This window comes from Rathayibacter sp. VKM Ac-2801, assembly GCF_009834245.1.
Lineage (GTDB): Bacteria > Actinomycetota > Actinomycetes > Actinomycetales > Microbacteriaceae > Rathayibacter.
The window spans coordinates 3292026-3313252 of record NZ_CP047183.1 but is presented as its reverse complement, the minus strand read 5'-3'; the positions used below and the strand labels follow the sequence as shown (position 1 = coordinate 3313252).

The window sequence follows — 21227 nt, the reverse complement described above, 5'->3', positions numbered from 1 at the left end:
CCGCGCCGTCAAACCGCGCCGAACAGTGCGCGCGGAGGTGCAGAGGCGCGCTATACAGGGATTCGCTCCGCACGTCCCGGGGCAGGAAGGGGCCCGCGTGCCCGACCTCCTCCCGCTCCGCATCCTCGGCACGGGCGAAGCGTTGCCCGAGCGGATCGTCACGACCGCCGAGGTCGCCGCGCTCTGCGGCCTGCCCGCCGACGAGGCCGAGCGCCGCTCCGGCGTGCGCACCCGCCACTGGGTGGCCGACGACGAGGACCCGCTGGAGCTCGGCCTGCTCGCCGCCCGCCGGGCGCTCGCGGCGGCCGGGCTCGACACGGTCGACGTGGTGCTCAACGCCTCGGGCACGCAGCTGCAGGCCATCCCGGACGGAGGCGCGCTGCTCGCGGCTGGCCTCGGCCTCGACGACGTCTCGGCGTACAGCGTCGGCGCCACCTGCCTGTCGTTCCTGTTCGCACTGCAGGAGGCGGGCTTCCTCCTCGCCACCGGCCGCGCCGACACCGTGCTCATCGTCTCGACCGACTGCGGCAGCCGCGGCATCGACCCGGGCCAGCCCGAGAGCGCTCTGCTCTTCGGCGACGCGGCCGCCGCCGTCCTGATCGGCCGCGCCGAGACTCCGGGCCAGGGCCTGGTCACCACGCACTTCCGCACCCGCCCGAGCGGCGTGCGCCATGCGGAGCTGCGCGGCTTCGGCTCGCGGATCCGCATCGAGGAGGCGCCCGACCGGCTCGCCGACTTCCGCTTCGACATGCAGGGCAAGGCGCTGCTCGTCGACGCGCTGCGGCACTTCCCGGCGTTCCTCGAGGAGGTGCGGCCCGGCCTCTCGACCGGGCTCCCCGGCATCGACCGGGTGGTCCCGCACCAGACCAGCGCGGCCGGGCTCGAGGGCATGGCACGCCTGTGGGGCCGCGACCGGATGACGATCACGCTCGGCGAGGTCGGCAACACGATCGGCAGCGCGATCCCGCTGGCCCTGCACCGCTCGCGCGTGCAGCCGGGGGAGTCGGTGCTGCTGGTGGGCACGGGCGCGGGCACGCACTACGGCGCGGTGGTCCTGCAGGCGTGAGGAGCAGCGGCAGCGCCTAGCCGAGGAGCGAGAGGGCCGAGAGGGCGAGGAACGGCGCCATCACCAGGAGGCAGACCGCGGCGGAGCGACCGAACCCGTGGCAGGAGTCCCGCCCGCCGACCAGGCGGCTGAGCAGTCCCGTGACCAGGGGCGGGAGCAGGAACAGCAGCAGCCCCGGAGCCAGGACGTCCGCGCCCGGCGCCGTCCAGTCGGGCTGGTCGTCGCGGTCGAGCGGAGGGAGCCGCACGAGGAAGAACGCGGCCGTGAGGACGATCGCGGGGAGGACCGCCAGGCAGGTGAGCGTGATCGCGGTGAACCTCGCCCCGTCGTCCCGGGAGTACCGGGCGCGGTCGGGATCGGGCGAAGGCCCCCGATCGGTGTCCTCGTCCCACCCCGGACTGCTGAATCGAATGCGTCCCATGAGGCGATCATGCCGCTTCGCAGCGGGGTCCCGGCCCGGCCGACGGAACCTCCGTCAGCCCCGCCGCTCGATCAGCGCCCGCAGCGCGTCGCGCACGAACCGGGCGCCGGCGACTCCGCCGTAGTGCGCGGCGAACCGCTCATCGTCGACGTACATCTCGCCGAGCCCGAGCAGGTACTCGTCGCTCGGGCCGCCGGACGCGTCGCGGGGCGTGCCCGGCACGTCGGCGAGCCAGGCGCGGTGCCGCTCGGCGAGAGCGAGCGCCTCCTCCCCGGTCGGATCCGCCCCGCTCGCCGCCGCGGCGGTCCAGGCGTCGGCGAGGTCCGCCTGCCTCCGCTGCCACTGCTCGCGCTGCTCCGCGCTCATCGAGCGCCACCAGCGGTCGCCGTCGGCGTACGCCGGGGCGCCCCAGCGGCGCTCCACCTCCTCGCGGTGCTCCGCGTGGTCGAACCCGTCGAACATCTCCTCGGCCATGAGCCCGTTCCCTTCCCTCATCGTGGTGATCGTCCCGGTGACCGCTCGGATGCGGCGGTCGAGCCGTCGGCGCTCCTCGTGCAGCACGTCGAGGTGCCGCTCGAGAGCGGCCACCGGCTCCGCGTCGCGCCGCAGGATCCGCCCGATCTCGGGCAGCCCGAGACCGAGGTCGCGCAGCAGCAGGATCCGCTGCAGCGTCACGAGCGCGGCGGCGTCGTAGTAGCGGTAGCCGTTCGCGCCCACCCGGCTCGGCGGCAGCAGCCCCTCTGCTCCGTAGTGCCGCAGCGTCCGGCTGGTCGTGCCGGCCAGCCGCGCCACCTCGTGCACGGTCCACTCCTGCTTCACAGCGCCCTCCGTCTCCGCGTCGCCGGGGCTTCGGCGGCGATGGAAGCGACGGTACGGGTTGACGCCGCGTCAACGTCAAGCGGCGAGCGCGGGTCCGCTAGCGGGCGCCGCTCATGCGCGCCCTCGCTCGGAGGAGGAGCTCGGTGACCGGCACCGCGGCGATCGAGCAGCAGGCCGAGGGCACCACGGTCAGCAGTGCGACGACGGCGTCCGTCCCGTCGCCCGCGTCGGCCCACGCCGCGATCGAGACCACGATCCAGGCGATCGCGAGGACGCAGACCGTGGTTGCGATCCAGAGGACCGGCCAGGGCGCTCGACCCCGTCCCGCGGAGTAGGGGAGCCCGCCGACGGCCGCCGTGGCTGCGGTCGCCAGAAGCGCTCGGGCCAGCGGGACGAGCAGCTCGCCGGGGTCCCGGCCGGTGTCGAGGGAGGACAGGGCGAACAGGACCGAGGTCGTCGCGAGCGAGAGGGCCCCGGCGACGGCGAGGAGCACCGGTGCGGTCCGGGCGACGACGCTCACCGGTCGCCTCCGGCGAGGAACGCGCCGCGCTCCTCCAGCAGCCGCCGCAGGTGCCGGTCGAGCACCAGGCGCTCCGCTATCCGCCCGAGGACGCCGAACGGGGCGGAGTACTCCAGCCGGTCGATCATCACGGAGCCGGAGCCGGAGCCGGAGCCGGAGCCGTCGGGCTCGAAGCGGTGCTCGTGCCGGAAGGTCGCGAAGGGCCCGCGGGTCTGCTCGTCGACGAAGGAGCACGGGGCGTCGAGCGCGGTGACCGAGCTGGTCAGCCAGAGCGGGACGCCGAAGTGCCGGGCGCTCCAGGTCACGTGCTCGCCGAGCCCGATCAGCCCGGTGGTCGTCCCTGAGACCGCGCGCTCGCGGGCGCCGGCCTGCGAGGCGGTGTGCAGGTCGATGTCGCGCGCCCGGTCGAACATCTCGGCGACGGAGCGGGGGGAGCGGGTCACGACCTCGATCGAGGAGGGCACGAGCCGATTCTGCCCCATCGTGCTCGCGAGATGCCGCTCGGCGGTCGAGGTGGGGTGACCTGCCACGGCATCTCGACCGCATGGGGGGATCTCGCGAAATTTCGCGAGATAGGGGGGTTACCAGGGGGTGATGGTGGTGCGGGTGATCGTCCAGGTGGCGTCGCGGCGGACGAGACGGCTCGTCAGCTGGAGGCGCCAGGTCGCGTGCAGGCGGCCGATGGTCGCCTCGGTGATGGTGCGGGAGGTGAGCACGGGGTGCGCGGCGCTGCCCGAGAGGGCGCTCTCGACGTGGTCGATCGCGTGGTACTCCTTGCGCGCCTCGTCGATGTCGGCGAGCCACTCCTCCCGCGACTGCACGAGGCCGGTGGGGTGCTCGATCACGAAGCGCTCGTCGAGCAGGGCCTCGAGCGCGGGCAGGTCCACCAGCTCCAGCGCGTCGAAGAGAGCGGCGTGCACGGCGGTCGGGCCGTCGTCCTCGAGGTCGTCGCCCGGACCGGCGTCGGCGTCGGCGATCACGCCGGCGGTCCCGTCGTCGCCCGACGGACGAGCTGCGTCGGCAGCTGCACGTGCAGCGAGCGCGGCTCGCGCCCGGCCATCAGCGCGATCAGCATCTCGGCCGCGGTCGCGCCGAGGGTCTGCATCGGCTGGCGGATCGTCGTCAACGGCGGGTCGAAGCGGGCGGCCTCGGGCACGTCGTCGAAGCCGATCACCGAGAGGTCGCGCGGCACGGCCAGCCCGAGATGCGCGGCGGTCTCGATGATCGCGAGCGCCGAGACGTCGTTGGCGGCGAAGACCGCGGTCGGCCGGTCCGGGAGCGACAGGAGCGACGAAGCGGGTCGCCGGGCGGTGTCGCGGTGGTAGTTGCCCACCCGCAGCAGGCGCTCGTCGAAGGCGATCCCCGCCTCCGCCAGCGCAGCCCGGTAGCCGGCCTCGCGCAGCCGCGCCGAGCGGAGGTCGCCGCGGCCCGCGACGAAGCCGATGCGGCGGTGCCCGAGCGCGATCAGGTGCCGGGCGGCGAGCAGCGCGCCGCCGAAGTTGTCGGACTCGACGGTCGGCAGGTCGGCGCGGCCGGTGTGCGGATCGACGGCGACGAGCGGGATGTCGGAGGGGGCGCTGACGACGGTCGGCGTGACCATGATCGCGCCGTCGATGAGGGTGCCGCTGAGCCGGCTGAGCGAGCGCCGCTCCCAGCCCTCCTGCTCGCCCTCGTGCGAGCCGGAGTAGGCGAGCAGGTCGAACCGCGACTCCTTCAGCACCGACCCCACGCCCTTCAGGATCTCCGCGCTGAACGGCTCGAACCCCGCGACCAGCACGCCGATCACCCCGGTGCGCCGAGAGCGCATGCTGCTCGCGACGAGGCTCGACTCGTAGCCGAGCTCGCGCACGACCTCGAGCACGCGGGTGGCGGTGGCCGGTGCGATGCCGTAGCGGCCGTTCACGGCCTTGGACACCGTCGCCACCGAGACGCCGGCGGCAGCGGCGACGTCGTGGATGGTCGGTCGGGTGGTCATGCCGCCGACTGTAGCCCCTGCTTGGAAAACCATTTCGAAAACGTTTGACCACTTTCGCAAGCACTGCGGACACTGACTCCACCCGCGAAGGCGGGAACCCCCACGGCGCCGGTGCACCAGGCGGCGCCCTCGATGAAGAGAACGGTTGGACGATGAAGTTCAGGAAGATCGCAGTGGCGACAGCAGCCCTGCTCGGCACGGTCGCGGCCCTCAGCGGGTGCTCGGCCCAGGACTCGGGATCGAGCGACGGCACCGTCGCGATGACCCTCTGGCAGAACTCGACCACCGGCCCCGGCCAGGAGTTCTGGGAGAAGACGATCGCGGACTTCGAGGCCGCGAACCCCGGAGTGACCATCGAGTCGCAGGCCATCCAGAACGAGGACCTCGACGGCAAGCTCCAGACGGCGCTCAACTCGGGCGACGCCCCCGACATCTTCCTCCAGCGCGGAGGCGGCAAGCTCGCCGCCATGGTCGCGGGCGGACAGGTCAAGGACCTCACGGGTGGCATCTCCGACCAGGCGAAGAGCGAGATCCCCGAGGGCTCCTTCTCGGCGAACACGCTCGACGACAAGGTGTGGGCGATGCCCGTCGCCGTGCTGCCCGGCGGAGTCTTCTACAGCCAGGACCTCTTCACGGCGGCCGGCGTCGCCGAGACCCCGAAGACGATCGACGAGCTCGACTCCGCGGTCACCAAGATCAAGGGCAGCGGCGCGCAGGCCGTCGCGCTCGGCGCGAAGGACGCCTGGCCGGCCGCGCACTGGTTCTACTTCTTCGCGCTGCGTGAGTGCAGCGCCGACACCATGGCCGAGGCGGCCGACACCAAGGACTTCTCGGACGACTGCTGGCTCAAGGCGGGCGAGGACCTGCAGGACTTCGCCGGCACCGAGCCGTTCAACGAGGGCTTCCTCACCACCGCCGCCCAGCAGGGCGCCGGCAGCTCGGCGGGCCTCCTCGCCAACCACCAGGCCTCGATGGAGCTCATGGGCGCGTGGAACCCCGGCGTGATCGCCTCCCTCACCCCTGACGAGAAGCCGCTGCCCGACCTGGGCTGGTTCCCCTTCCCCGAGATCGACGGCGGCCAGGGCGAGCCCGGCTCGATCATGGGCGGCGTCGACGGCTACTCCTGCTCGGCCGGCGCTCCCGACGAGTGCGTCGACTTCCTGAACTACCTCGCCACCTCCGACGTGCAGAAGGAGTACTACGCGGCCTTCAACGCGCCGCCGGTGAACACCGTCGCGCAGGAGGCCGTCACCGAGCCCTACCTGAAGGACATCCTCGCCGCGTACAACTCGGCCCCGTACGTCTCGCAGTGGCTCGACACCGTCTACGGCCTCAACGTCGGCAACGCGCTGAACGTCGGAGTCGTCGACCTCCTGGCCGGCAAGAGCGACCCCGAGCAGCTGGTCGAGGCCGTCAACGCCGCTGCGGCCAAGGCCTAGACCGTGGCGCTCCGCGAGAGCCCGCTCCTCGGAGCGGACCAGTCCCGCGAGCGCCCGACCACCGGGGGCGCCGTCGCGGCGCCCCCGGTGCGCCGGCGCCGCCGGAGCCTCGGCTGGGCGGGCCGACTCGAGGTCGCGATCCTCGTCGGCCCCGCCCTGATCGTCTTCCTCGCCTTCGTGATCTTCCCGGTCGTGATGGCGGCCTACTACGGCTTCTTCAGCTGGCAGGGCTACGGGGTCCCGACCGACTTCGTCGGCTTCAAGAACTACCTGACGATCCTGCAGGACCCCACGTTCCACGAGGCACTCACCCACAACGGCACGATCGTCGTCCTCTCGCTGGTCCTCCAGGGCCCGGCGGCGATCCTCATCGCGCTGCTGCTGAACCGCAAGCTGCGCGGGCAGTCGATCATCCGCGTGCTGATCTTCGTGCCGTACGTGATCTCGGAGGTCGTCGTCGGCACCGGCTGGAGCCTGATGCTCCAGACCAGCGGCGCGGTCAACGGCTTCCTGGAGAACATCGGCCTCGGCGCCCTCAAGCAGGACTGGCTGTCGGATCCGGCCATTGCCATCTGGACCCTGATGCTCATCATCACGTGGAAGTACATCGGCTTCGCCGTGATCCTCTTCCTCGCCGGGCTCCAGGGAATCCCCGAGGAGCTGTCCGAGGCCGCCTCCATCGACGGGGCCTCCTACTGGCAGGTGCAGCGGAGGATCACCCTCCCGCTGCTCGCCCCGACGCTGCGGATCTGGGCGTTCCTGTCGATCATCGGCGCCCTGCAGCTGTTCGACCTCGTCTACATCATCTGGGGCCAGTACGTGTCCTCGACCGCCGGCACCTCGACGATGGCGACCTACCTGGTCACCAACGGGCGGAACGCCGGCAACTACGGATACGGCAACGCCGTCGCCGTCGTCCTCTTCCTCGTCTCGCTCGTGGTCGCGCTGCTCTACCAGCGCTTCGTGCTGCGGCGGGACACCGACGGCGCACTCACGGGAGACAAGCGATGACCACCCTGACCGCCGTGCCGCCCGGCACTCCGTCCCCGCTCGCGCTCAAGCGGCAGAAGCCGCGGAAGCGCCCTCTCGGCCGCGGCACGATCATCGCCTACATCGTCGCGGTCGTCGTGATCGCGCTGATGCTCGCCCCGGTGGCGTACATCATCATCGGCGGCTTCCGCACGAACGCGCAGATCACGACCGACCCGGCGGGCTTCCCCTCGCCGTGGAACGTGCAGAACTACCTCGACGTGATCACGGGAGGCATCTTCTGGCGCGAGGTGGGCAACTCCGCCGTCGCCGCTCTCGCGACGACGCTCGGCGTCGTGGTGCTGGGCCTCATGGCCAGCTACGTGCTCGCCCGCTACACCTTCAGCGGCCGGGGCGTGTTCTACGCGCTCTTCGCCGCGGGGCTGATGTTCCCGATGACCGTGGCGATCACTCCGCTCTACCTCGTGATCAAGAGCCTCGGCCTGATGAACTCGCTCGCCGGAGTGGTGCTGCCCCAGATCGCCTTCGGCCTGCCGACGACGATCATCATCCTGGTGCCGTTCCTGCGCGCGATCCCCGACGAGATCCAGGAGGCGGCCTTCATCGACGGCTGCAGCCGCATCGGCTTCTTCTGGCGCATGGTCGTGCGGCTCGCGATGCCGGGCGTCATCACCACCGGCATCCTCGCCTTCATCGCCAGCTGGAACAGCTACCTGCTGCCGCTGTTCATCCTGAACAACGAGGACTCGTTCACGCTCCCGCTCGGAGTCCAGGCGTTCTCGTCGCAGTACTCGGTCGACACGGCGAAGGTGCTCGCCTTCGTGTCGCTGTCGATGATCCCGGCGCTGATCTTCTTCAGCGTCTTCGAGCGCCGCATCGTCGGCGGGCTGACGGGGGCGGTGAAGGGATGAGCGGATCGCTCCGTCCGTCCGCCGCCGCGTCCCCCGCGCCGTCCACCGCCCCGCCCGCCGCCCCACCCGCAGAGAGGGTCGCACCGTGACCGCACCGCACGCACCAGAGGACCCCCAGGCCCCGTCCGCCCGCACCACCGAGCTGCTGGGCCGGATGACGCTGGAGGAGAAGCTCTCCCAGCTGGTCGGCTACTGGGTCGACCAGGGCGGCGAGGTCGTCGCTCCGCTCGCCGGCGAGATGGCCACCTCGACCGGGTACGCCGAGGCGACCCGCGAGGGGATCGGCCAGCTGACCCGCGTCTACGGCACGCGCCCCGTCGATCCGCTCGAGCGCGCCCAGTGGCTGTGGGCGGAGCAGCGCCGGCTCGTCGAGGAGACGCGGCTGGGCATCCCGGCGATCGTCCACGAGGAGTGCCTGACCGGGCTCGCCGCCTGGCAGGCCGCGACGTTCCCGACTCCGCTCGCCTGGGGCGCCTCCTTCGATCCGGAGCTCGTCTCCGAGCTCGGCGCCGTGATCGGCGGGTCGATGCGCGAGCTCGGGATCCACCAGGGCCTGGCGCCCGTGCTCGACGTGATCCGCGACCCCCGCTGGGGCCGGGTCGACGAGTGCATCGCCGAGGATCCGTACGTGGTCGGCACGATCGGCACCGCGTACGTGCAGGGGCTGCAGTCCACCGGCGTCGACGCGACGCTGAAGCACTTCATCGGCTACTCCGCCTCCCGCGGCGGCCGCAACCACGCGCCGGTGCACGCCGGACCGCGCGAGATCGCGGACGTGCTGCTGCCGCCGTTCGAGATGGCGATCCGCGACGGGGGCGCCCGCTCGGTGATGAACTCCTACGCCGAGATCGACGGGGACCCGGTCGGAGCGACGCCCGCCTACCTCACGGGCGTGCTGCGCGAGCGCTGGGGCTTCGACGGCGTCGTCGTCGCCGACTACTTCTCGGTCGCGTTCCTCCACCTCATGCACGCGGTCGCCGCCGACCTGGGCGAGGCGGCCGAGCTGGCGCTCACCGCGGGGATCGACGTGGAGCTGCCCACCGGCGATGCGTTCCTCGCTCCGCTGGCCGCGCGCATCCGGGCCGGAGAGGCCGACGAGGCGCTGGTCGACCGGGCCGTGCTGCGGGTGCTCGCGCAGAAGGAGCGGCTCGGCCTGCTCGACGCGCGCTTCGACGACGCCCCCGAGTCGATCGACCTCGACTCGCCGGCCCACCGCGACATCGCCCGCCGCCTGGCCGAGGAGTCGGTGGTGCTGCTCGCGAACGACGGCGTCCTGCCGCTCGCTCCGCCGCGCCGCGTCGCGCTGATCGGACCGAACGCCGACAGCGCGCCCGCGCTGATGGGCTGCTACTCCTTCGCCAACCACGTGCTCGCGCATCACCCGGACGTTCCGCTCGGCTTCGAGATCCCGACGGTCGCGGACGCACTGGCGGACGAGTTCGGCTCGGCCGAGCTGGTCCTCGCCGAGGGCTGCTCGGTCGAGGGCGACGACGCCTCCGGGATCGTCGAGGCGGTCCGGGCGGCCGCCGACTCCGACGTGGCGATCGTGGTCGTCGGCGACCGGGCGGGCCTGTTCGGCCGCGGCACGGTCGGCGAGGGCAACGACGTCGAGAGCCTCGAGCTCCCGGGCCGCCAGCGCGAGCTGGTCGAGGCCGTCGTGGCGACCGGGACCCCGGTCGTGCTCGTGCTGCTGACCGGCCGCCCCTACGCCGTGGGCTGGGCGCTCGACGGGCCGTCGGCTCCCGCCGCGGTGCTGCAGGCGTTCTTCCCGGGGGAGGAGGGCGCCGGCGCGATCGCGGGCGTCGTCTCGGGACGGGTCGGCCCCTCCGGCCACCTGCCGGTCTCGCTGCCGCGCTCGGCGGGGGCGCAGCCGTTCTCGTACCTGCACCCGATCCTCGGCGGCCCGTCGGACGTGACCTCCGCCGACAGCACGCCGGTGCGGCCGTTCGGCCACGGACTCTCCTACACGACCTTCGCCCGGACGGAGCTGGCGGCCGAGGAGTCCGCCCCGACGGACGGCTCCTTCACGGCGACCGTGCGCGTGCGCAACACAGGCGGGCGGGCGGGCACCGACCTGGTGCAGCTCTACGCCCGCGACGTCTTCGCCAGCGTCACCCGGCCGGTGGCGCAGCTGCTCGGCTACGCGCGGGTCGCGCTCGAGGCGGGCGAGGAGGCGGAGGTCCGCTTCGAGGTCCCGGCCGCACGCCTGGCCTTCACCAACCGCGAGGGCGTGCGGATCGTCGAGCCCGGCCGTGTCGAGCTGTGGGTGGGCCCGGACTGCGCGACGCGCGAGACGGAGGCGGCGCTCGAGCTGGTCGGCCCGGCCGCCGCGGTCGACGCCTCCTCGCAGCGCCTCGTCGGCACCGAGGTCCAGCGCGCGGGAGCGGGCGTTCCGGCCTGATCCCGTTCCGAACGCAGGAAGGATCGCTGGGGCGGCCCGTGGATCCGCGGATCCCGGAGCCCGCGGGGCGATCCTTCCTGCGTTGGGAACACGCCGGGGCTCCGGCACGGCCCGAGCAGTGCCCGACGGCGGTCCCGGTACCGCTCCTGCGCCGGGTTCGGCGGGCGGAAGGCGACGTTCCGGCCTGATCCCGTTCAGAACTCAGGACGGATCAGTCCGGCGGCCCGTGGATCCGCGGATCGTGGTGCCCGCGGAGCGATCCTTCCTGCGTTGTGAACACGTCGCGGCTCCGGCACGGCCGTCCCGACCCCGGAGACTCCCGGACGCGGTCCCGCGGAGCGGCCCAGCCCCGGCCCCGACCACTCCTTGGAGCGGCCCCGGCCCGGCCCCGACCACCCCCCCCGGGCTCGGTCCCGACACTGCTCCGTCCGACGGGGTGAACCGGCGGAGCCGGCGTCCCGGCCTGACCGCGTTCACAACTCAGGACGGATCGCCTCGGCGGCCCGTGGATCCGCGGATCGTGGGGCTCGAGGGGAGATCCGTCCTGCATTGTGAACATGTCGCGGCGTCGGCAGGGCGCGGGCGCGGTCCGGGCGCCGCTCTGGCGCGGCTCCGGCGGGCGCGGCAGGCTGGGGGGATGAGCGACGACGCGAAGCAGACCCTCCTCCGCTACCTGCAGGAGGGGCGCGACGCCCTGCTGCAGAAGCTCGACGGGCTCGACGAGTACGACGTGCGGCGGCCGCTCGTCGCGACGGGCACGAACCTGCTCGGCCTGGTGAAGCACGTGGCGGGTACCGAGGCGGGCTACCTCGGCGCCGTGTTCGGGCGGCCGTTCCCCGAGCCGATGCCGTGGATGGAGGACGAGTCGGAGCCGAACTCGGACATGTGGGCGACGGCCGACGAGTCGTTGGACGACGTCGTTGCGCTGTACCGCCGCGTGTGGGCCCACTCCGATGCGACGGTCGCCGCCCTCCCGCTCGACGCTCCCGGGCAGGTCCCCTGGTGGACGAACCGCGACGTTTCGCTGCACCGGATCCTCGTCCACCTCACCGCCGAGACGCACCGGCATGCGGGCCACGCCGACATCGTCCGCGAGCTGATCGACGGGCGGGTCGGGCTCCGGACGCCCGGCGACAACCTCCCGCCGATGCCCGAGGAGTGGTGGCCGGAGTACCGGGAGCGCCTCGAGTCGCTGGCGCGCGCCGTCCGCGACCGGGGCTGACGTGCCGGCGTCCGTCGGCACAGGAGTCACGCCCGCGCGCGCGGCGCGGCTGCTCGACGAGATCGATCCCGCGACGGAGGCGGCGCTCGACACGGCACTGGGCGGTCGCGGTCGCGGCCGGGCCGCCCTGCAGCGGCGCCGCGACGGGGCATCGCTGGAGGAACGGAGGCGGTGGGCCGCGCTGGAGCGTCGGGCGTTCAGCGCGGAGGCGGACCCCGCGGCGCTCGAGGAGCTGGCACTGCTGCGCGCGCAGCTCCGCGAGCGGGAGGAGGCGCTCGACGCCGCGGTCGCGGGGCTGGCCGCAACAGCCGGACCCGGGGCGGCGCAGGGTCGGATCGGCGGCGCGGCGGCGAGCGGCCAGGACGAGACCGGCCGCGACCGGACCGGTCAGGACGAGACCGGCCGAGACCGGACCGGTCGGAACGAGACGAGCCGCGACAGGACCGGTCGGGAGCACCTCGGCCGGGGCGAGACAGGCCGGGACGCGGCGCCCGGCTGGGGCGAGCGCGGCGGGACGACCGGAGGCGACGACGCCGACTCCCTCGCCTCCGACCCGCCCCGCCCGCGCCGCCGGCTCGGGGTGATCGCCGCGCTCGTCGCCCTGTTCGGGATCGCCGCCCTCGGCACGGCCGCCTCCGTCGCGCTCGCCCCTCGCCCGTCGCTGGAGGTCTTTACCGAGCCCTGGTCCGTCCCCGACGACGTCGCCACGCGCCCGCTCTCGACTCTCGCGAGCCTCCGCGTCTTCCACTGGGGTCCGACGCGCTACCTGGGCAGCATCGCCGGAGTCGACTACTTCGCCACCCTCAGCCTCGACTCCTTCTCTGCCGCTGAGCTCGCCGACGAGTCCGTCTGCCTCTACGGGCTCGCGCGCTCCGACGGCGACGTCGTCGTCACCGACTGCGCGGCGACCGCCGACTTCGTCGCGAGCGGCATGACCCTCTCGCCCGACGATTACCAGGGCGACGCGGGCGGCACCGGAGTCACCTGGGGGCCGGTCGGAGGGATCCGATCGGCCGGCTGAGAGAGCGCCGCGGCCACTGATCCGGTCAGCAGGCCGCCACCCGGCTCCGCCCGCCGCCCCGGCTCCGCCCGCCGCTCCGGCTCCGCCCGGCCTCACCGCCTCGGCCTCGACCCTCAGACCCGCCGCGTCGACGTCCGCTCCACCAGCGGCATCGGCACCAGCACCCGCTCGCCCGGCGCGCCGCTCAGCAGCAGCTCGACCGCCCGGCGGCCCATCTCCTCGTGCGGCAGCGCCACGGTCGTCAGCCCGGGGCGGAGGTAGGCGGCCAGCTCGTCGTCGTCGAACGACACCACGGCGACGTCGCCGGGGATCGAGAGCCCCGCCTCCGCGACCGCCTGGTAGGCGCCGAACGCCATCCGGTCGTTGAGGCAGAGCAGGAGGCGGATGTCGTCGCGCCGGGCCAGCAGGTCGGCGACCGCGCGGTGGCCGTGCTCGGGCTCCCAGTCGGGGATCGACTCCTCGGCGACGAACGCGAGCCCCATCTCGGCCATGGTGTCGCGGATGCCGGCGACGCGCTCGGCCACCGTCGCCGAGCGGAAGCGGTCGCGCTCGACCTCGTCGTTCTGCCCGATCAGCGCGATCCCGTCGCGGTAGCCGTGCGCGCGCAGCAGCTCCACGGCGGCGCGTCCGCCCGCGTACTCGTCGGGCAGGATCGACGCCGGGTGCTGCGAGTTCGTCGCGTTGAGCATCACCACGGAGGTGGAGGCGGGCAGCTCCGGCACGTAGAACTCGCGGGAGCGCATCGAGGCGAAGATGATGCCGTCGACCTGGCGGTCGAGCACCGCGTCGACGGCCTCGGCCTCGCGGGCCGGATCGCCGCCGGTCTCGAGCAGCAGGACGACGTGCCGGGCCGCCTCGGCCGCCGTGAGCGCACCCTTGATCAGGCCGCCGGCGAAGCGCGTGGTAGCGATCTGGTCAGAGATGAAGCCGATCGTGCGGGTCTTGTCGGTGCGGAGGCCGCGGGCGGCGACGTTGGGCCGGTAGTGCAGCGCCTCGGCGGCGGCGAACACGCGCTCGTGGGCGTCCTTCGACAGCCCGGTCTCGGGCTTCCCGTTCAGGATCATCGACGCGGCCGAGATCGACAGCCCCGCCTCTCGGGCCACGTCGGCGAGCGTGACGCGCTTCTTCGCCATGCCCGCCGCCTCCCGCGCTCGCCCTTGACAAGTCTTCCGTGTGCACAGACTATATCCACACCTGAAACCTTTTAGTCCCCCACTCAAAGGTTTCAGGCGGCCCTCCGGAGCCGCGGCTCGAGCCCCTCCGGGCGGCCGGGCACCCGCAGCACCTGCACCCACGACGAAGGAGTCACCGCATGTCTTTCCCCACCCCCGGCACGCCGATCGGCCGCAGGACCGTCCTGATCGGCGCCGGCTCGGTCGCGGCTCTGTTCACCCTCGCCGCCTGCGCGCCCGGAGGCTCGACCGCTCCGGCCGCGAGCTCTTCGGTCGATGTGAGCACCGAGCTCACCAGCGACACCGTCGAGCTCGTCATCGCCGATGAGACCGGCTTCCCCGTCACCGACAAGCTGACGGAGGAGTTCACGAAGCAGTTCCCGAACGTCACCTTCACCATCAACCGCGACACCTTCGCCAACCTCACCGCCAACTCGCCGAAGCTGCTCGCGAGCGACACGCCTCCCGACCTCATCCGCCTGCCCACCATCGGCGACACCGTCAAGGACGGCCTGCTCGCGAACCTCGACCCGTGGTTCGACGCCTACGGCTGGGACGCCTGGTCGGCCTCGCAGCTCGCCCCGCTCCGCGTCGACTCCGACGGCGTCCGCGGGAAGGGCTCGCTCTACCAGCTGGGCCTGGGCTACAGCGTCACCGGCATTTACATGAACCTCGAGCTCGCGAAGCAGCTCGGGATCGACTCCCCGCCCACCACCCTCGCCGAGTTCGAGGAGGACCTCGCGAAGGCGAAGGCCGGCGGCGTCCTGCCGATCATGGCCGGCGACAAGGACGGAGTGGTCAACTTCGTCGTGCAGGCGGCGATGAACCAGTACGCCGACAAGCAGGAGATGGCCGACTGGATCTTCACGGTCCCCGGCGCCACCTACGAGACCGACGGCAACCTCAAGGGCGCGGAGCTCATCCGCACCTGGGCTGACGCGGGCTACTTCCCCTCGGACATCAACGCGATCGACTACTCCTCCTTCGTCAGCCGCTTCCAGGGCGGCGAGGGCCTGTTCGCCTTCAACGGCAACTGGGCGGCCGCCGACACGCAGACCAAGATGGGCGACGGCGTCGACTTCTTCCTGGTGCCCCCGGCCGAGGAGGGCGGGAACCACGTGGCCATGGGCGCTGCGAACTCGTTCTCGGTCGCCGCGAAGTCGTCGCATCTCAACGAGATCGTCTTCTTCCTCAACTGGATCCACACGAACGAGGCCGCCCGCCAGATCGTCGTCGACGTGACCGGCGCCGCTCCCGGCGGCGACCCGGCCCAGGCGCTCCCCGAGGTCGAGTCGGGCTCGCTGCTCGAGCAGGCGCTCGCCATGTCGGCGCAGATCGGCGCGGAGGACGGCCAGGTCGACTTCATGTCGAACGCGACCGCGGGCATCTACGCGGGCGCGATCATCCCGGAGTCGCAGCTGCTGGTGACCAGCCAGATCTCCGGCCAGGACTTCGTCACGGCCGTGCAGGAGTTCTACGCGAAGGAACTCGCCGGATGACCGCGGCCGGCCCTCTCGTCTCGAGCGCCGTCGACCGCGGGGGCCGGAACGGGGCGCCGCGCCGCAGGAGGACTGCGGTGCGGCGGGCGACCCTCGTCGGCTGGCTCTTCGTCGTGCCGGCCCTGCTCGTCTACATCGCGTTCGTCATCTACCCGCTGATCACCGGGGTGCAGTACTCGTTCTACAAGTGGAACGGCGTCGGCCCCTCCGAGTGGGTGGGCTTCGCGAACTACCTCCGCGTGTTCACCGATCCCGACCTGCTCGGCTCCATCGGCAACGCCTTCGTGCTGATCCTCTACTTCACGGTGATCCCGGTCTCCGCGGGCCTGGTTCTCGCGAGCCTGCTCCGCTCGATGCGCCCCGGCGTCTTCTCGAGCGTGTCGCAGACGATCCTGTTCCTGCCGCAGATCATCCCGCTCGCTGCGGCCGGCATCGCCTGGTCGTGGATGTACTCGCAGACCGGAGCGGTCAACCAGATCCTGCAGGCCGTCGGGCTCGGCTCGCTCGCGCGGCCGTGGCTGGGCGACTTCCAGACCGCCCTCCCGGCCGTCGGACTGATCGGCTCGTGGGTGCTCACCGGGCTCTGCACAGTCCTGTTCCTCACCGGCATCGGCAAGATCGACGTCTCGCTCTACGAGGCCATCCGTCTCGACGGGGGCACGTGGCTGCGGGAGTTCTTCACCATCACGGTCCCGGGCCTGCGCCAGGAGATCTCGGTGCTCACCACGATCACCGTGATCGCGGCGCTGAGCAGCTTCGACATCATCTACACGACCACGCTCGGCGGCCCCGGCCGCTCGACCCTGGTGCCCGGCATCTCGATCTACCGGATCGGCTTCACGCAGAGCGACGTGGGCCTCGCCTCCGCGTTCGGGATCGTGCTGATGGTGCTCGTGCTCGCCTGCGTCCTCCCCCTCCAGCGCCTCTCGAGAGTGAGCGACCGATGATCGTCACCAAGTCCGAGGTCGTCATCGGCCGCGTCGTCCTGATCGTCGTGCTCGTGCTGACCGTCATCCCGCTGGTCAACATGCTCTCGGCCGCGCTGCAGCCGGCGGACGTGAATCCGACCGGCCTCACCTGGCCGACGGACCCGCAGTGGGGCAACTTCGCCCAGGCCTTCGAGACCGGGCACGTCCTGCAGCTGATGGGGTCGAGCGCCCTGATCGTGCTCGGTGTCGTCCCGATCAGCCTGCTCTTCGCGACCCTCGCCGGCTACGCGCTCGGCAACCTGCGCATCCGCGGCGGCGGGTTCGTCTTCGTGTTCCTCATCCTCGGGCTCACGATCCCGTTCGAGTCGCTGATCATCCCGCTGTACTACGAGATCCAGTCGCTGGGCCTGCTGAACACGCAGTGGGCGATCGTCCTGCCGCTGATCGGGCTCTACATGCCCTTCAGCGTGGTGTGGATGCGCGCGCACTTCGTCCGGATCCCCGCCGAGCTCTCCGAGGCGGCGCGCGTGGACGGCGCGACGACCTGGCAGGAGTTCCTGCGGATCCAGCTGCCGCTCGCGCGCCCGGCCCTGTCTGCGCTCGCGATCCTGCTGTTCCTCTGGACCTGGAACCAGTTCCTCCTGCCGGTGGTGCTCGTCTCCGATCCGCTCGACCGCACCGTCGCCGGGGCGCTCACCTTCTTCCAGGGGCAGTACAGCAACAGCATCCCGCTGCTCAACGCGGGCGCGCTACTGATCATCGTGCCGACGATCCTGGTCTTCGTGATCTTCCAGCGGCAGTTCATCACCGCTCTCCTGCAGGGCGCGGTGAAGGGGTGACCGCGGTTCACGGAGTCGTCGAGCCCGGGTTCGAGGGGGTCCGCGACGCCTTCGCCGAGGCCGTCCGGCCCGGCTCGGGAGCGGCGGTCGCGGTGCGGCTGCACGGACGGCCGGTCGTCGACCTCTGGGCGGGAGAGGCGAGGGCTGAGGAGCCGTGGCGGGAGGACACCCTCAGCGTCGTCTTCTCCTGCACGAAGGGCCTCGTCTCCCTCCTCGCCGCCCGCCTCGTGCAGGAGGGGCTGCTCGACTACGACGCGCGGGTCGCCGAGTACTGGCCCGAGTTCGCTGCGGCGGGCAAGGCCGACGTGCGCGTGCAGGACCTGCTCGCCCACCGCGCCGGGCTCTCGGCCCCCCGCCTCCCGCTCACGACCGCCGACCTCGCCGACTGGGACCTCCTCGCCGGGCGCCTCGCCGAGCAGGAGCCCCTGTGGGAGCCGGGCACGGGCCACGCCTACCACCCGATCACGCACGGCTGGTTGATCGGCGAGGTGATCCGCCGGGTGACCGGGCGGAGCGTCGGCGCCGCGTTTCAGGAGCGGATCGCCGGACCGGTCGGCGCGGAGGCGTGGATCGGTCTGCCGGCCGCCGAGCAGGGCCGCGTCGCGGCGATGCTCGTCGGCCCCACCCTCGCCGAGCTCACGGCGGCGCAGGCCGCGGCGCGCACTCCGGGAGTCGTCGACTGGGGTGAGCGGGCGATGACCCTCGGCGGTGCGCTGCCCGTCGAGCTCATCGGGCCGGGCACGGGCTTCAACGACCCCGTGCTGCAGACCGCCGAGATCCCCGGAGCGGGCGGCGTCGGCTCGGCCCGCGCGCTCGCCGCGATCTGGTCGGCGGCGTTCACCGGAACCGAGGGCGTGCGGCTGCTCGAGGACGCGACGATCCAGCGGGCCACCGCTCCGCTCAGCAGCGGCCCGCCGGTGTGGCCGGTGCCGGGCCCGTGGCCGGCCTGGGGCTGCGGCTTCCAGCTCGGCACCGACGCGCGCCGGTACCTCACGCCGAGCGGCTTCGGGCACGACGGCGCGGGCGGACAGGTCGCCTTCGCCGACCCGGACGCGGGAGTCGGCTTCGCGTTCCTCACCAACCGGATGGAGGGGGTCGACGACGTGCGTGCGACCCGCGTCGTCGAGGCGCTCGCGACCGCGCTGGGGCTGCCCGCGCGGCGCTGACTCCGGCGCGGGCACGCACCCTCCGCCGCACCCCCGCCAAGGGGTGGGGCGTCCGGTCGGCGCCGTCCCACGGTCGGGGGATGGGCCGACCGGAGGGGCGGGCCGGGATCCAGGGGAGGGCGAGATGCAGAAGCTGTACTGCAGCCGGCTCTTCACCGGCCCGGCCCTCGACCTCGGCGACCCGGAGGCGGGGGAGTCGATACGCGAGAAGACGCGACGGCTCAAGCCCGCTCGGCCGACCCTGCAGCCGCGCGGCGAAGGGCGAGGGGAGCGAGGACGACGGCAGGAGGACGACCCCTCGAGGACGACGGCGGGACCGACGACCTCTGAGGCCTCAGGTGTCGAGCGTGGTGCTGGGGCGCTCGCCGAAGCGGTGGGCGTACGAGGCCGAGAACCGGCCGAGGTGCGCGAAGCCCCAGCGCCGCGCGACCTCGCTGACGCTGACGACTCCGGACTCGCCCGCCCGCAGCTCCTTCTGCACGCCGTCCAGCCGGATCCGCCGCAGGTAGTCGACGGCGGTGAAACCGAACGCGCGCCGGAACTCGGTCTGCAGCGTCCGCAGGCCCATGCCCGCCGCGTCGGCGATCTGCTCGGTCCGCAGCGGCTCGTGGGCGTGCGCGTACATGTACTCGACAGCCTGGCGGAGGCGTCCCGAGCGGGGCACTCCGAGGTCGCCGGGGGTGTCGAGCGTCGCGTGCGGGAAGGTCTCGAGCAGCGCGATCGCGACCGCGCGGTCGGCCTCGCGGCGCAGCAGCGGCGAGCTGTCGGCGTCGTAGATCACCCGGGCGACCGTCGCGACCGTCGCCGACCAGCGCCGCAGCGCCGCGCCCTCGGGCCGGGCGGTGGTATCGAAGAGGAGGGGGCCGCTCGTGCCCTCGAGTTCCTCCGCGACGCCCTCGAGGTAGGCGCCGTCGAAGTGGATGAGATTCTGGCGGTAGTCGTGGAACTCGAACCGGCTGGGGCGGTCGTTGACGAAGATCGCCGGCTGCCCGAATCCGAGGGTCACCGCGTCGCCGTCGAGATCGGTGACGCCCGTCCCGGCGGTCAGCCACGAGACGACGTACTCACCCTCGGTCTGGATCGAGCCCTGCACTGAGCCGGCGAACTGGCTCCCGCGGAGGGTCACGTCGCCGTCGCCGACGGAGGTGTAGCGGTACGAGAAGTCGGCGCCGGGTTCGACGATGAAGCGGTGCCCGTTGTAAGACTGCTCGAAGAGGGCCCGCGCCTGCTCGATGTCACGCCCGCCGATGTCGGAGCGCGTGACCTCGTCCTTCTCGTTCATCCCGATCAGGGTCGCACGAGGAGCGCCCCTGGCTGTGTGCCCCGAACGGGGAATTCGTTAAGCGGATAAACCAGTAGCGGGTCCGGCGGCCCGCGTCATCGCCTGGACGGTCGCCGCCTGGAACTGCGTGAGCAGCACCACGGTGTGCCGCGCTCCGGCTTCCACGGCGAGCGAGAAGGTGGCGCCGGCCGGAGTGGTCCGCCAGGAGCGGATGTCGCGGGTGCCGACGCGGGTCGAGTCGCCGGTGCCGGCGCTCCGCAGCATCAGCGAATCCGGCAGCACGCAGAGCGCGCCCGTCACGCCGTCGACGGTGGAGGAGCACTCGAAGCCCGCGTCGTCGGGCACCGCACCGGCGAGCTCGACGAAGTCGGTGACCTCGAACAGCTCGTCGTCGTCGCGCCTGGACACGGCGCGCTCAGGCAGCGTGCGTGAGCGCGGAGGACTCGGGCTGCTGCGCCGGCTCGGAGACGATCCGCAGGCCCCGGCCGCTGTTGGCCTCCTCCATCAGCGCGCGCACCCAGGTGGCGTTGATCGCCGGCATGCGGCTGCCGTGGAAGGAGAACTGGAGGGGGATGGTCGGGTGCAGCCACAGCGTCTGGCGTCCGGTGCCGTGCGCGCTCGAGGCGTCGAGCTGGAAGGCGAACGCCTCGTCGCGGCGGAACTTGTTGATCATGACGATCTGCAGGTGCGCGAGCGCGCGGTCGTCGATCTCGTGCGAGGTGGGGGGAGTGCCGTAGAGGAGAGCGCCCATGGTGCGTGCCGCCGTTCTGTGCTGTGTCGCGGGTGCCGGCCGCGACGGTGGGGTGCCCCGGCGAGTGCCGCCGGGAGGGGGGAGTGCGAGATGGTGGGGGTGTTCGTGGGGAGCAGGGAGCGGACCCGGGATGTGCCGTGCCGCCGAGTCGGAGGGGGTGCCCGGACTGTCGATCCGGGGGTGCCGACTCCGGGCTGCCGAGCCCGGATGCCGTCACGCCGAGCCTTCGATCTCCGCTGACGCCTGCTGTGCAGGCCCGTGGAGTCGGACGGTCGGCCGGCCCTCCGGCTGTTCTCCGAAAGTACGCCCCTCATCCGGAGGGCACGTGCCGCTATCCGTAATGCGAAGCGGTCGCCCTGGCCGCCCGGCGGACTCCCAGCCGGGCGGCTCCGGGGCTCGGTTCCGGGGTGCCTCCGGTGGGCGGTTCGGCGGCGTCGAGACACCGCGCTCGTGCGCGAGACGCCGCCTCCGCGGCGGTGTCTCGCCGGACGGGCGGTGTCTCGGCGAGCGGAGCGGGAGGAGGCGCGACGGTGCGCTCGCGCGAGAGGGCCTGCCGCGGCGTCGAGACGCCGCGCTCGTGCGCGAGGTGCCGCCTCCGCGGCCGCTGTCACGCATGCCGAGCGGTGTCTCGGCGGGCAGGGCGGCCGACGGCGGGTGCTCGGGCGGGAGGGGAGGGCGCTCGCCCCTGCGCGCGGTGCGGGCTCTTGCGTCGAGACACCGCGCTCGTGCGCGAGGTGCCGCCTCCGCGGCGGTGTGTCGCCGGACGGGCGGTGTCTCGGCCCGTGCGGGCCGAGGGGGAGGGTG

Annotated in this window: 21 protein-coding genes; 11 read left to right on the top strand and 10 right to left on the bottom strand. The window is 72.8% G+C overall.

Going from position 1 to position 21227, the window contains the following annotated elements; genetic code table 11:
- The first annotated feature begins 97 nt into the window (after window positions 1-97).
- Window positions 98-1066 (top strand): 3-oxoacyl-[acyl-carrier-protein] synthase III C-terminal domain-containing protein, encoded by a 969-nt coding sequence (locus GSU45_RS15410; protein WP_208543454.1) that lies wholly within the window; start codon window positions 98-100, stop codon window positions 1064-1066.
- Between the two features lie 16 nt (window positions 1067-1082).
- Here GSU45_RS15410 and GSU45_RS15405 read toward each other — a convergent pair whose 3' ends face one another.
- The 6 genes from GSU45_RS15405 to GSU45_RS15380 all read right to left on the bottom strand — a co-directional run bounded on the left by GSU45_RS15405 (window position 1083) and on the right by GSU45_RS15380 (window position 4801).
- Entirely contained in the window at window positions 1083-1487 is a 405-nt protein-coding gene (locus GSU45_RS15405; protein WP_159916243.1) for a hypothetical protein, read from the bottom strand.
- A 54-nt stretch (window positions 1488-1541) separates the two neighbouring features.
- Complete coding sequence (locus tag GSU45_RS15400) at window positions 1542-2306, bottom strand: TipAS antibiotic-recognition domain-containing protein (protein ID WP_159916241.1); 765 nt, start codon at window positions 2304-2306, stop codon at window positions 1542-1544.
- Between the two features lie 97 nt (window positions 2307-2403).
- Complete coding sequence (locus tag GSU45_RS15395) at window positions 2404-2826, bottom strand: hypothetical protein (RefSeq protein WP_159916239.1); 423 nt, start codon at window positions 2824-2826, stop codon at window positions 2404-2406.
- Window positions 2823-3290: an SRPBCC family protein gene (locus GSU45_RS15390; RefSeq protein ID WP_159916237.1), complete on the bottom strand. Its 468-nt coding sequence runs from the start codon at window positions 3288-3290 to the stop codon at window positions 2823-2825. The genes GSU45_RS15395 and GSU45_RS15390 overlap by 4 nt, the downstream gene beginning before the upstream one ends.
- A gap of 117 nt (window positions 3291-3407) precedes the next feature.
- A complete protein-coding gene (locus GSU45_RS15385) occupies window positions 3408-3806 on the bottom strand; it encodes a nuclear transport factor 2 family protein (RefSeq protein WP_159916235.1) in 399 nt (132 codons plus the stop codon).
- Window positions 3803-4801, bottom strand: a complete 999-nt coding sequence (locus tag GSU45_RS15380) for a LacI family DNA-binding transcriptional regulator (RefSeq protein WP_159916233.1) — start codon at window positions 4799-4801, stop codon at window positions 3803-3805. Before GSU45_RS15380 ends, GSU45_RS15385 begins: the two co-directional genes overlap by 4 nt.
- 152 nt (window positions 4802-4953) lie before the next feature.
- Between GSU45_RS15380 and GSU45_RS15375 the strand changes: the two genes are divergently transcribed.
- The 6 genes from GSU45_RS15375 (at window position 4954) to GSU45_RS15350 (ending at window position 12785) form a co-directional block, all read left to right on the top strand.
- Window positions 4954-6240, top strand: coding sequence for an extracellular solute-binding protein (locus tag GSU45_RS15375; protein WP_159916231.1), 1287 nt, complete (start codon window positions 4954-4956; stop codon window positions 6238-6240).
- Window positions 6241-6327: 87 nt separating this feature from the next.
- Window positions 6328-7251 (top strand): sugar ABC transporter permease, encoded by a 924-nt coding sequence (locus GSU45_RS15370; protein ID WP_244248311.1) that lies wholly within the window; start codon window positions 6328-6330, stop codon window positions 7249-7251.
- Window positions 7248-8141, top strand: a complete 894-nt coding sequence (locus tag GSU45_RS15365; protein ID WP_159916227.1) for a carbohydrate ABC transporter permease — start codon at window positions 7248-7250, stop codon at window positions 8139-8141. The genes GSU45_RS15370 and GSU45_RS15365 overlap by 4 nt, the downstream gene beginning before the upstream one ends.
- Before the next feature lie 154 nt (window positions 8142-8295).
- Window positions 8296-10542 (top strand): glycoside hydrolase family 3 N-terminal domain-containing protein, encoded by a 2247-nt coding sequence (locus GSU45_RS15360; RefSeq protein ID WP_159917181.1) that lies wholly within the window; start codon window positions 8296-8298, stop codon window positions 10540-10542.
- Between the two features lie 637 nt (window positions 10543-11179).
- Complete coding sequence (locus tag GSU45_RS15355) at window positions 11180-11764, top strand: DinB family protein (RefSeq protein WP_159916225.1); 585 nt, start codon at window positions 11180-11182, stop codon at window positions 11762-11764.
- A gap of 1 nt (window position 11765) precedes the next feature.
- Entirely contained in the window at window positions 11766-12785 is a 1020-nt protein-coding gene (locus GSU45_RS15350) for a hypothetical protein (RefSeq protein ID WP_159916223.1), read from the top strand.
- Between the two features lie 113 nt (window positions 12786-12898).
- On the opposite strand, the gene GSU45_RS15345 is transcribed toward GSU45_RS15350, so the two are convergent.
- Window positions 12899-13918: a LacI family DNA-binding transcriptional regulator gene (locus GSU45_RS15345; RefSeq protein WP_159916221.1), complete on the bottom strand. Its 1020-nt coding sequence runs from the start codon at window positions 13916-13918 to the stop codon at window positions 12899-12901.
- 179 nt (window positions 13919-14097) lie between these two features.
- On the opposite strand from GSU45_RS15345, the gene GSU45_RS15340 reads away from it, so the two are divergent.
- Genes GSU45_RS15340 through GSU45_RS15325 form a run of 4 tightly spaced genes read left to right on the top strand, consistent with a single transcriptional unit; the run spans window position 14098 to window position 18390 of the window.
- On the top strand, window positions 14098-15456 hold the full coding sequence (locus GSU45_RS15340; protein ID WP_159916219.1) for an extracellular solute-binding protein: 1359 nt from the start codon (window positions 14098-14100) through the stop codon (window positions 15454-15456).
- Complete coding sequence (locus tag GSU45_RS15335) at window positions 15453-16403, top strand: sugar ABC transporter permease (RefSeq protein ID WP_159916217.1); 951 nt, start codon at window positions 15453-15455, stop codon at window positions 16401-16403. Before GSU45_RS15340 ends, GSU45_RS15335 begins: the two co-directional genes overlap by 4 nt.
- Window positions 16400-17224 (top strand): carbohydrate ABC transporter permease, encoded by an 825-nt coding sequence (locus GSU45_RS15330; RefSeq protein ID WP_159916215.1) that lies wholly within the window; start codon window positions 16400-16402, stop codon window positions 17222-17224. The genes GSU45_RS15335 and GSU45_RS15330 overlap by 4 nt, the downstream gene beginning before the upstream one ends.
- Window positions 17221-18390 (top strand): serine hydrolase domain-containing protein, encoded by a 1170-nt coding sequence (locus GSU45_RS15325; RefSeq protein ID WP_159916213.1) that lies wholly within the window; start codon window positions 17221-17223, stop codon window positions 18388-18390. The genes GSU45_RS15330 and GSU45_RS15325 overlap by 4 nt, the downstream gene beginning before the upstream one ends.
- 334 nt (window positions 18391-18724) lie before the next feature.
- Here the strand turns inward: GSU45_RS15325 and GSU45_RS15320 are convergent, their stop codons facing one another.
- From GSU45_RS15320 to GSU45_RS15310, 3 genes are read right to left on the bottom strand one after another with little or no spacing between them, the layout of a single operon-like run.
- Window positions 18725-19672 carry an AraC family transcriptional regulator gene (locus GSU45_RS15320; RefSeq protein ID WP_159916211.1) on the bottom strand — a complete coding sequence of 316 codons (948 nt, stop codon included), beginning with the start codon at window positions 19670-19672 and terminating at the stop codon, window positions 18725-18727.
- A gap of 57 nt (window positions 19673-19729) precedes the next feature.
- On the bottom strand, window positions 19730-20080 hold the full coding sequence (locus GSU45_RS15315; RefSeq protein WP_159916209.1) for a hypothetical protein: 351 nt from the start codon (window positions 20078-20080) through the stop codon (window positions 19730-19732).
- A gap of 7 nt (window positions 20081-20087) precedes the next feature.
- Window positions 20088-20423, bottom strand: a complete 336-nt coding sequence (locus GSU45_RS15310) for an ATP-dependent DNA ligase (protein ID WP_159916207.1) — start codon at window positions 20421-20423, stop codon at window positions 20088-20090.
- Window positions 20424-21227: the final 804 nt, after the last annotated feature.

What these genes read in the sequence shown, in the direction of transcription:
- GSU45_RS15405 (WP_159916243.1), bottom strand. Translation starts at nt 1,487, where the DNA reads ATGGGACGCATTCGATTCAGCAGTCCGGGGTGGGACGAGGACACCGAT.
- GSU45_RS15380 (WP_159916233.1), bottom strand. Translation starts at nt 4,801, where the DNA reads ATGACCACCCGACCGACCATCCACGACGTCGCCGCTGCCGCCGGCGTC.
- GSU45_RS15375 (WP_159916231.1), top strand. Translation starts at nt 4,954, where the DNA reads ATGAAGTTCAGGAAGATCGCAGTGGCGACAGCAGCCCTGCTCGGCACG.
- GSU45_RS15365 (WP_159916227.1), top strand. Translation starts at nt 7,248, where the DNA reads ATGACCACCCTGACCGCCGTGCCGCCCGGCACTCCGTCCCCGCTCGCG.
- GSU45_RS15360 (WP_159917181.1), top strand. Translation starts at nt 8,296, where the DNA reads ATGACGCTGGAGGAGAAGCTCTCCCAGCTGGTCGGCTACTGGGTCGAC.
- GSU45_RS15355 (WP_159916225.1), top strand. Translation starts at nt 11,180, where the DNA reads ATGAGCGACGACGCGAAGCAGACCCTCCTCCGCTACCTGCAGGAGGGG.
- GSU45_RS15345 (WP_159916221.1), bottom strand. Translation starts at nt 13,918, where the DNA reads ATGGCGAAGAAGCGCGTCACGCTCGCCGACGTGGCCCGAGAGGCGGGG.
- GSU45_RS15340 (WP_159916219.1), top strand. Translation starts at nt 14,098, where the DNA reads ATGTCTTTCCCCACCCCCGGCACGCCGATCGGCCGCAGGACCGTCCTG.
- GSU45_RS15335 (WP_159916217.1), top strand. Translation starts at nt 15,453, where the DNA reads ATGACCGCGGCCGGCCCTCTCGTCTCGAGCGCCGTCGACCGCGGGGGC.
- GSU45_RS15330 (WP_159916215.1), top strand. Translation starts at nt 16,400, where the DNA reads ATGATCGTCACCAAGTCCGAGGTCGTCATCGGCCGCGTCGTCCTGATC.
- GSU45_RS15320 (WP_159916211.1), bottom strand. Translation starts at nt 19,672, where the DNA reads ATGAACGAGAAGGACGAGGTCACGCGCTCCGACATCGGCGGGCGTGAC.
- GSU45_RS15310 (WP_159916207.1), bottom strand. Translation starts at nt 20,423, where the DNA reads ATGGGCGCTCTCCTCTACGGCACTCCCCCCACCTCGCACGAGATCGAC.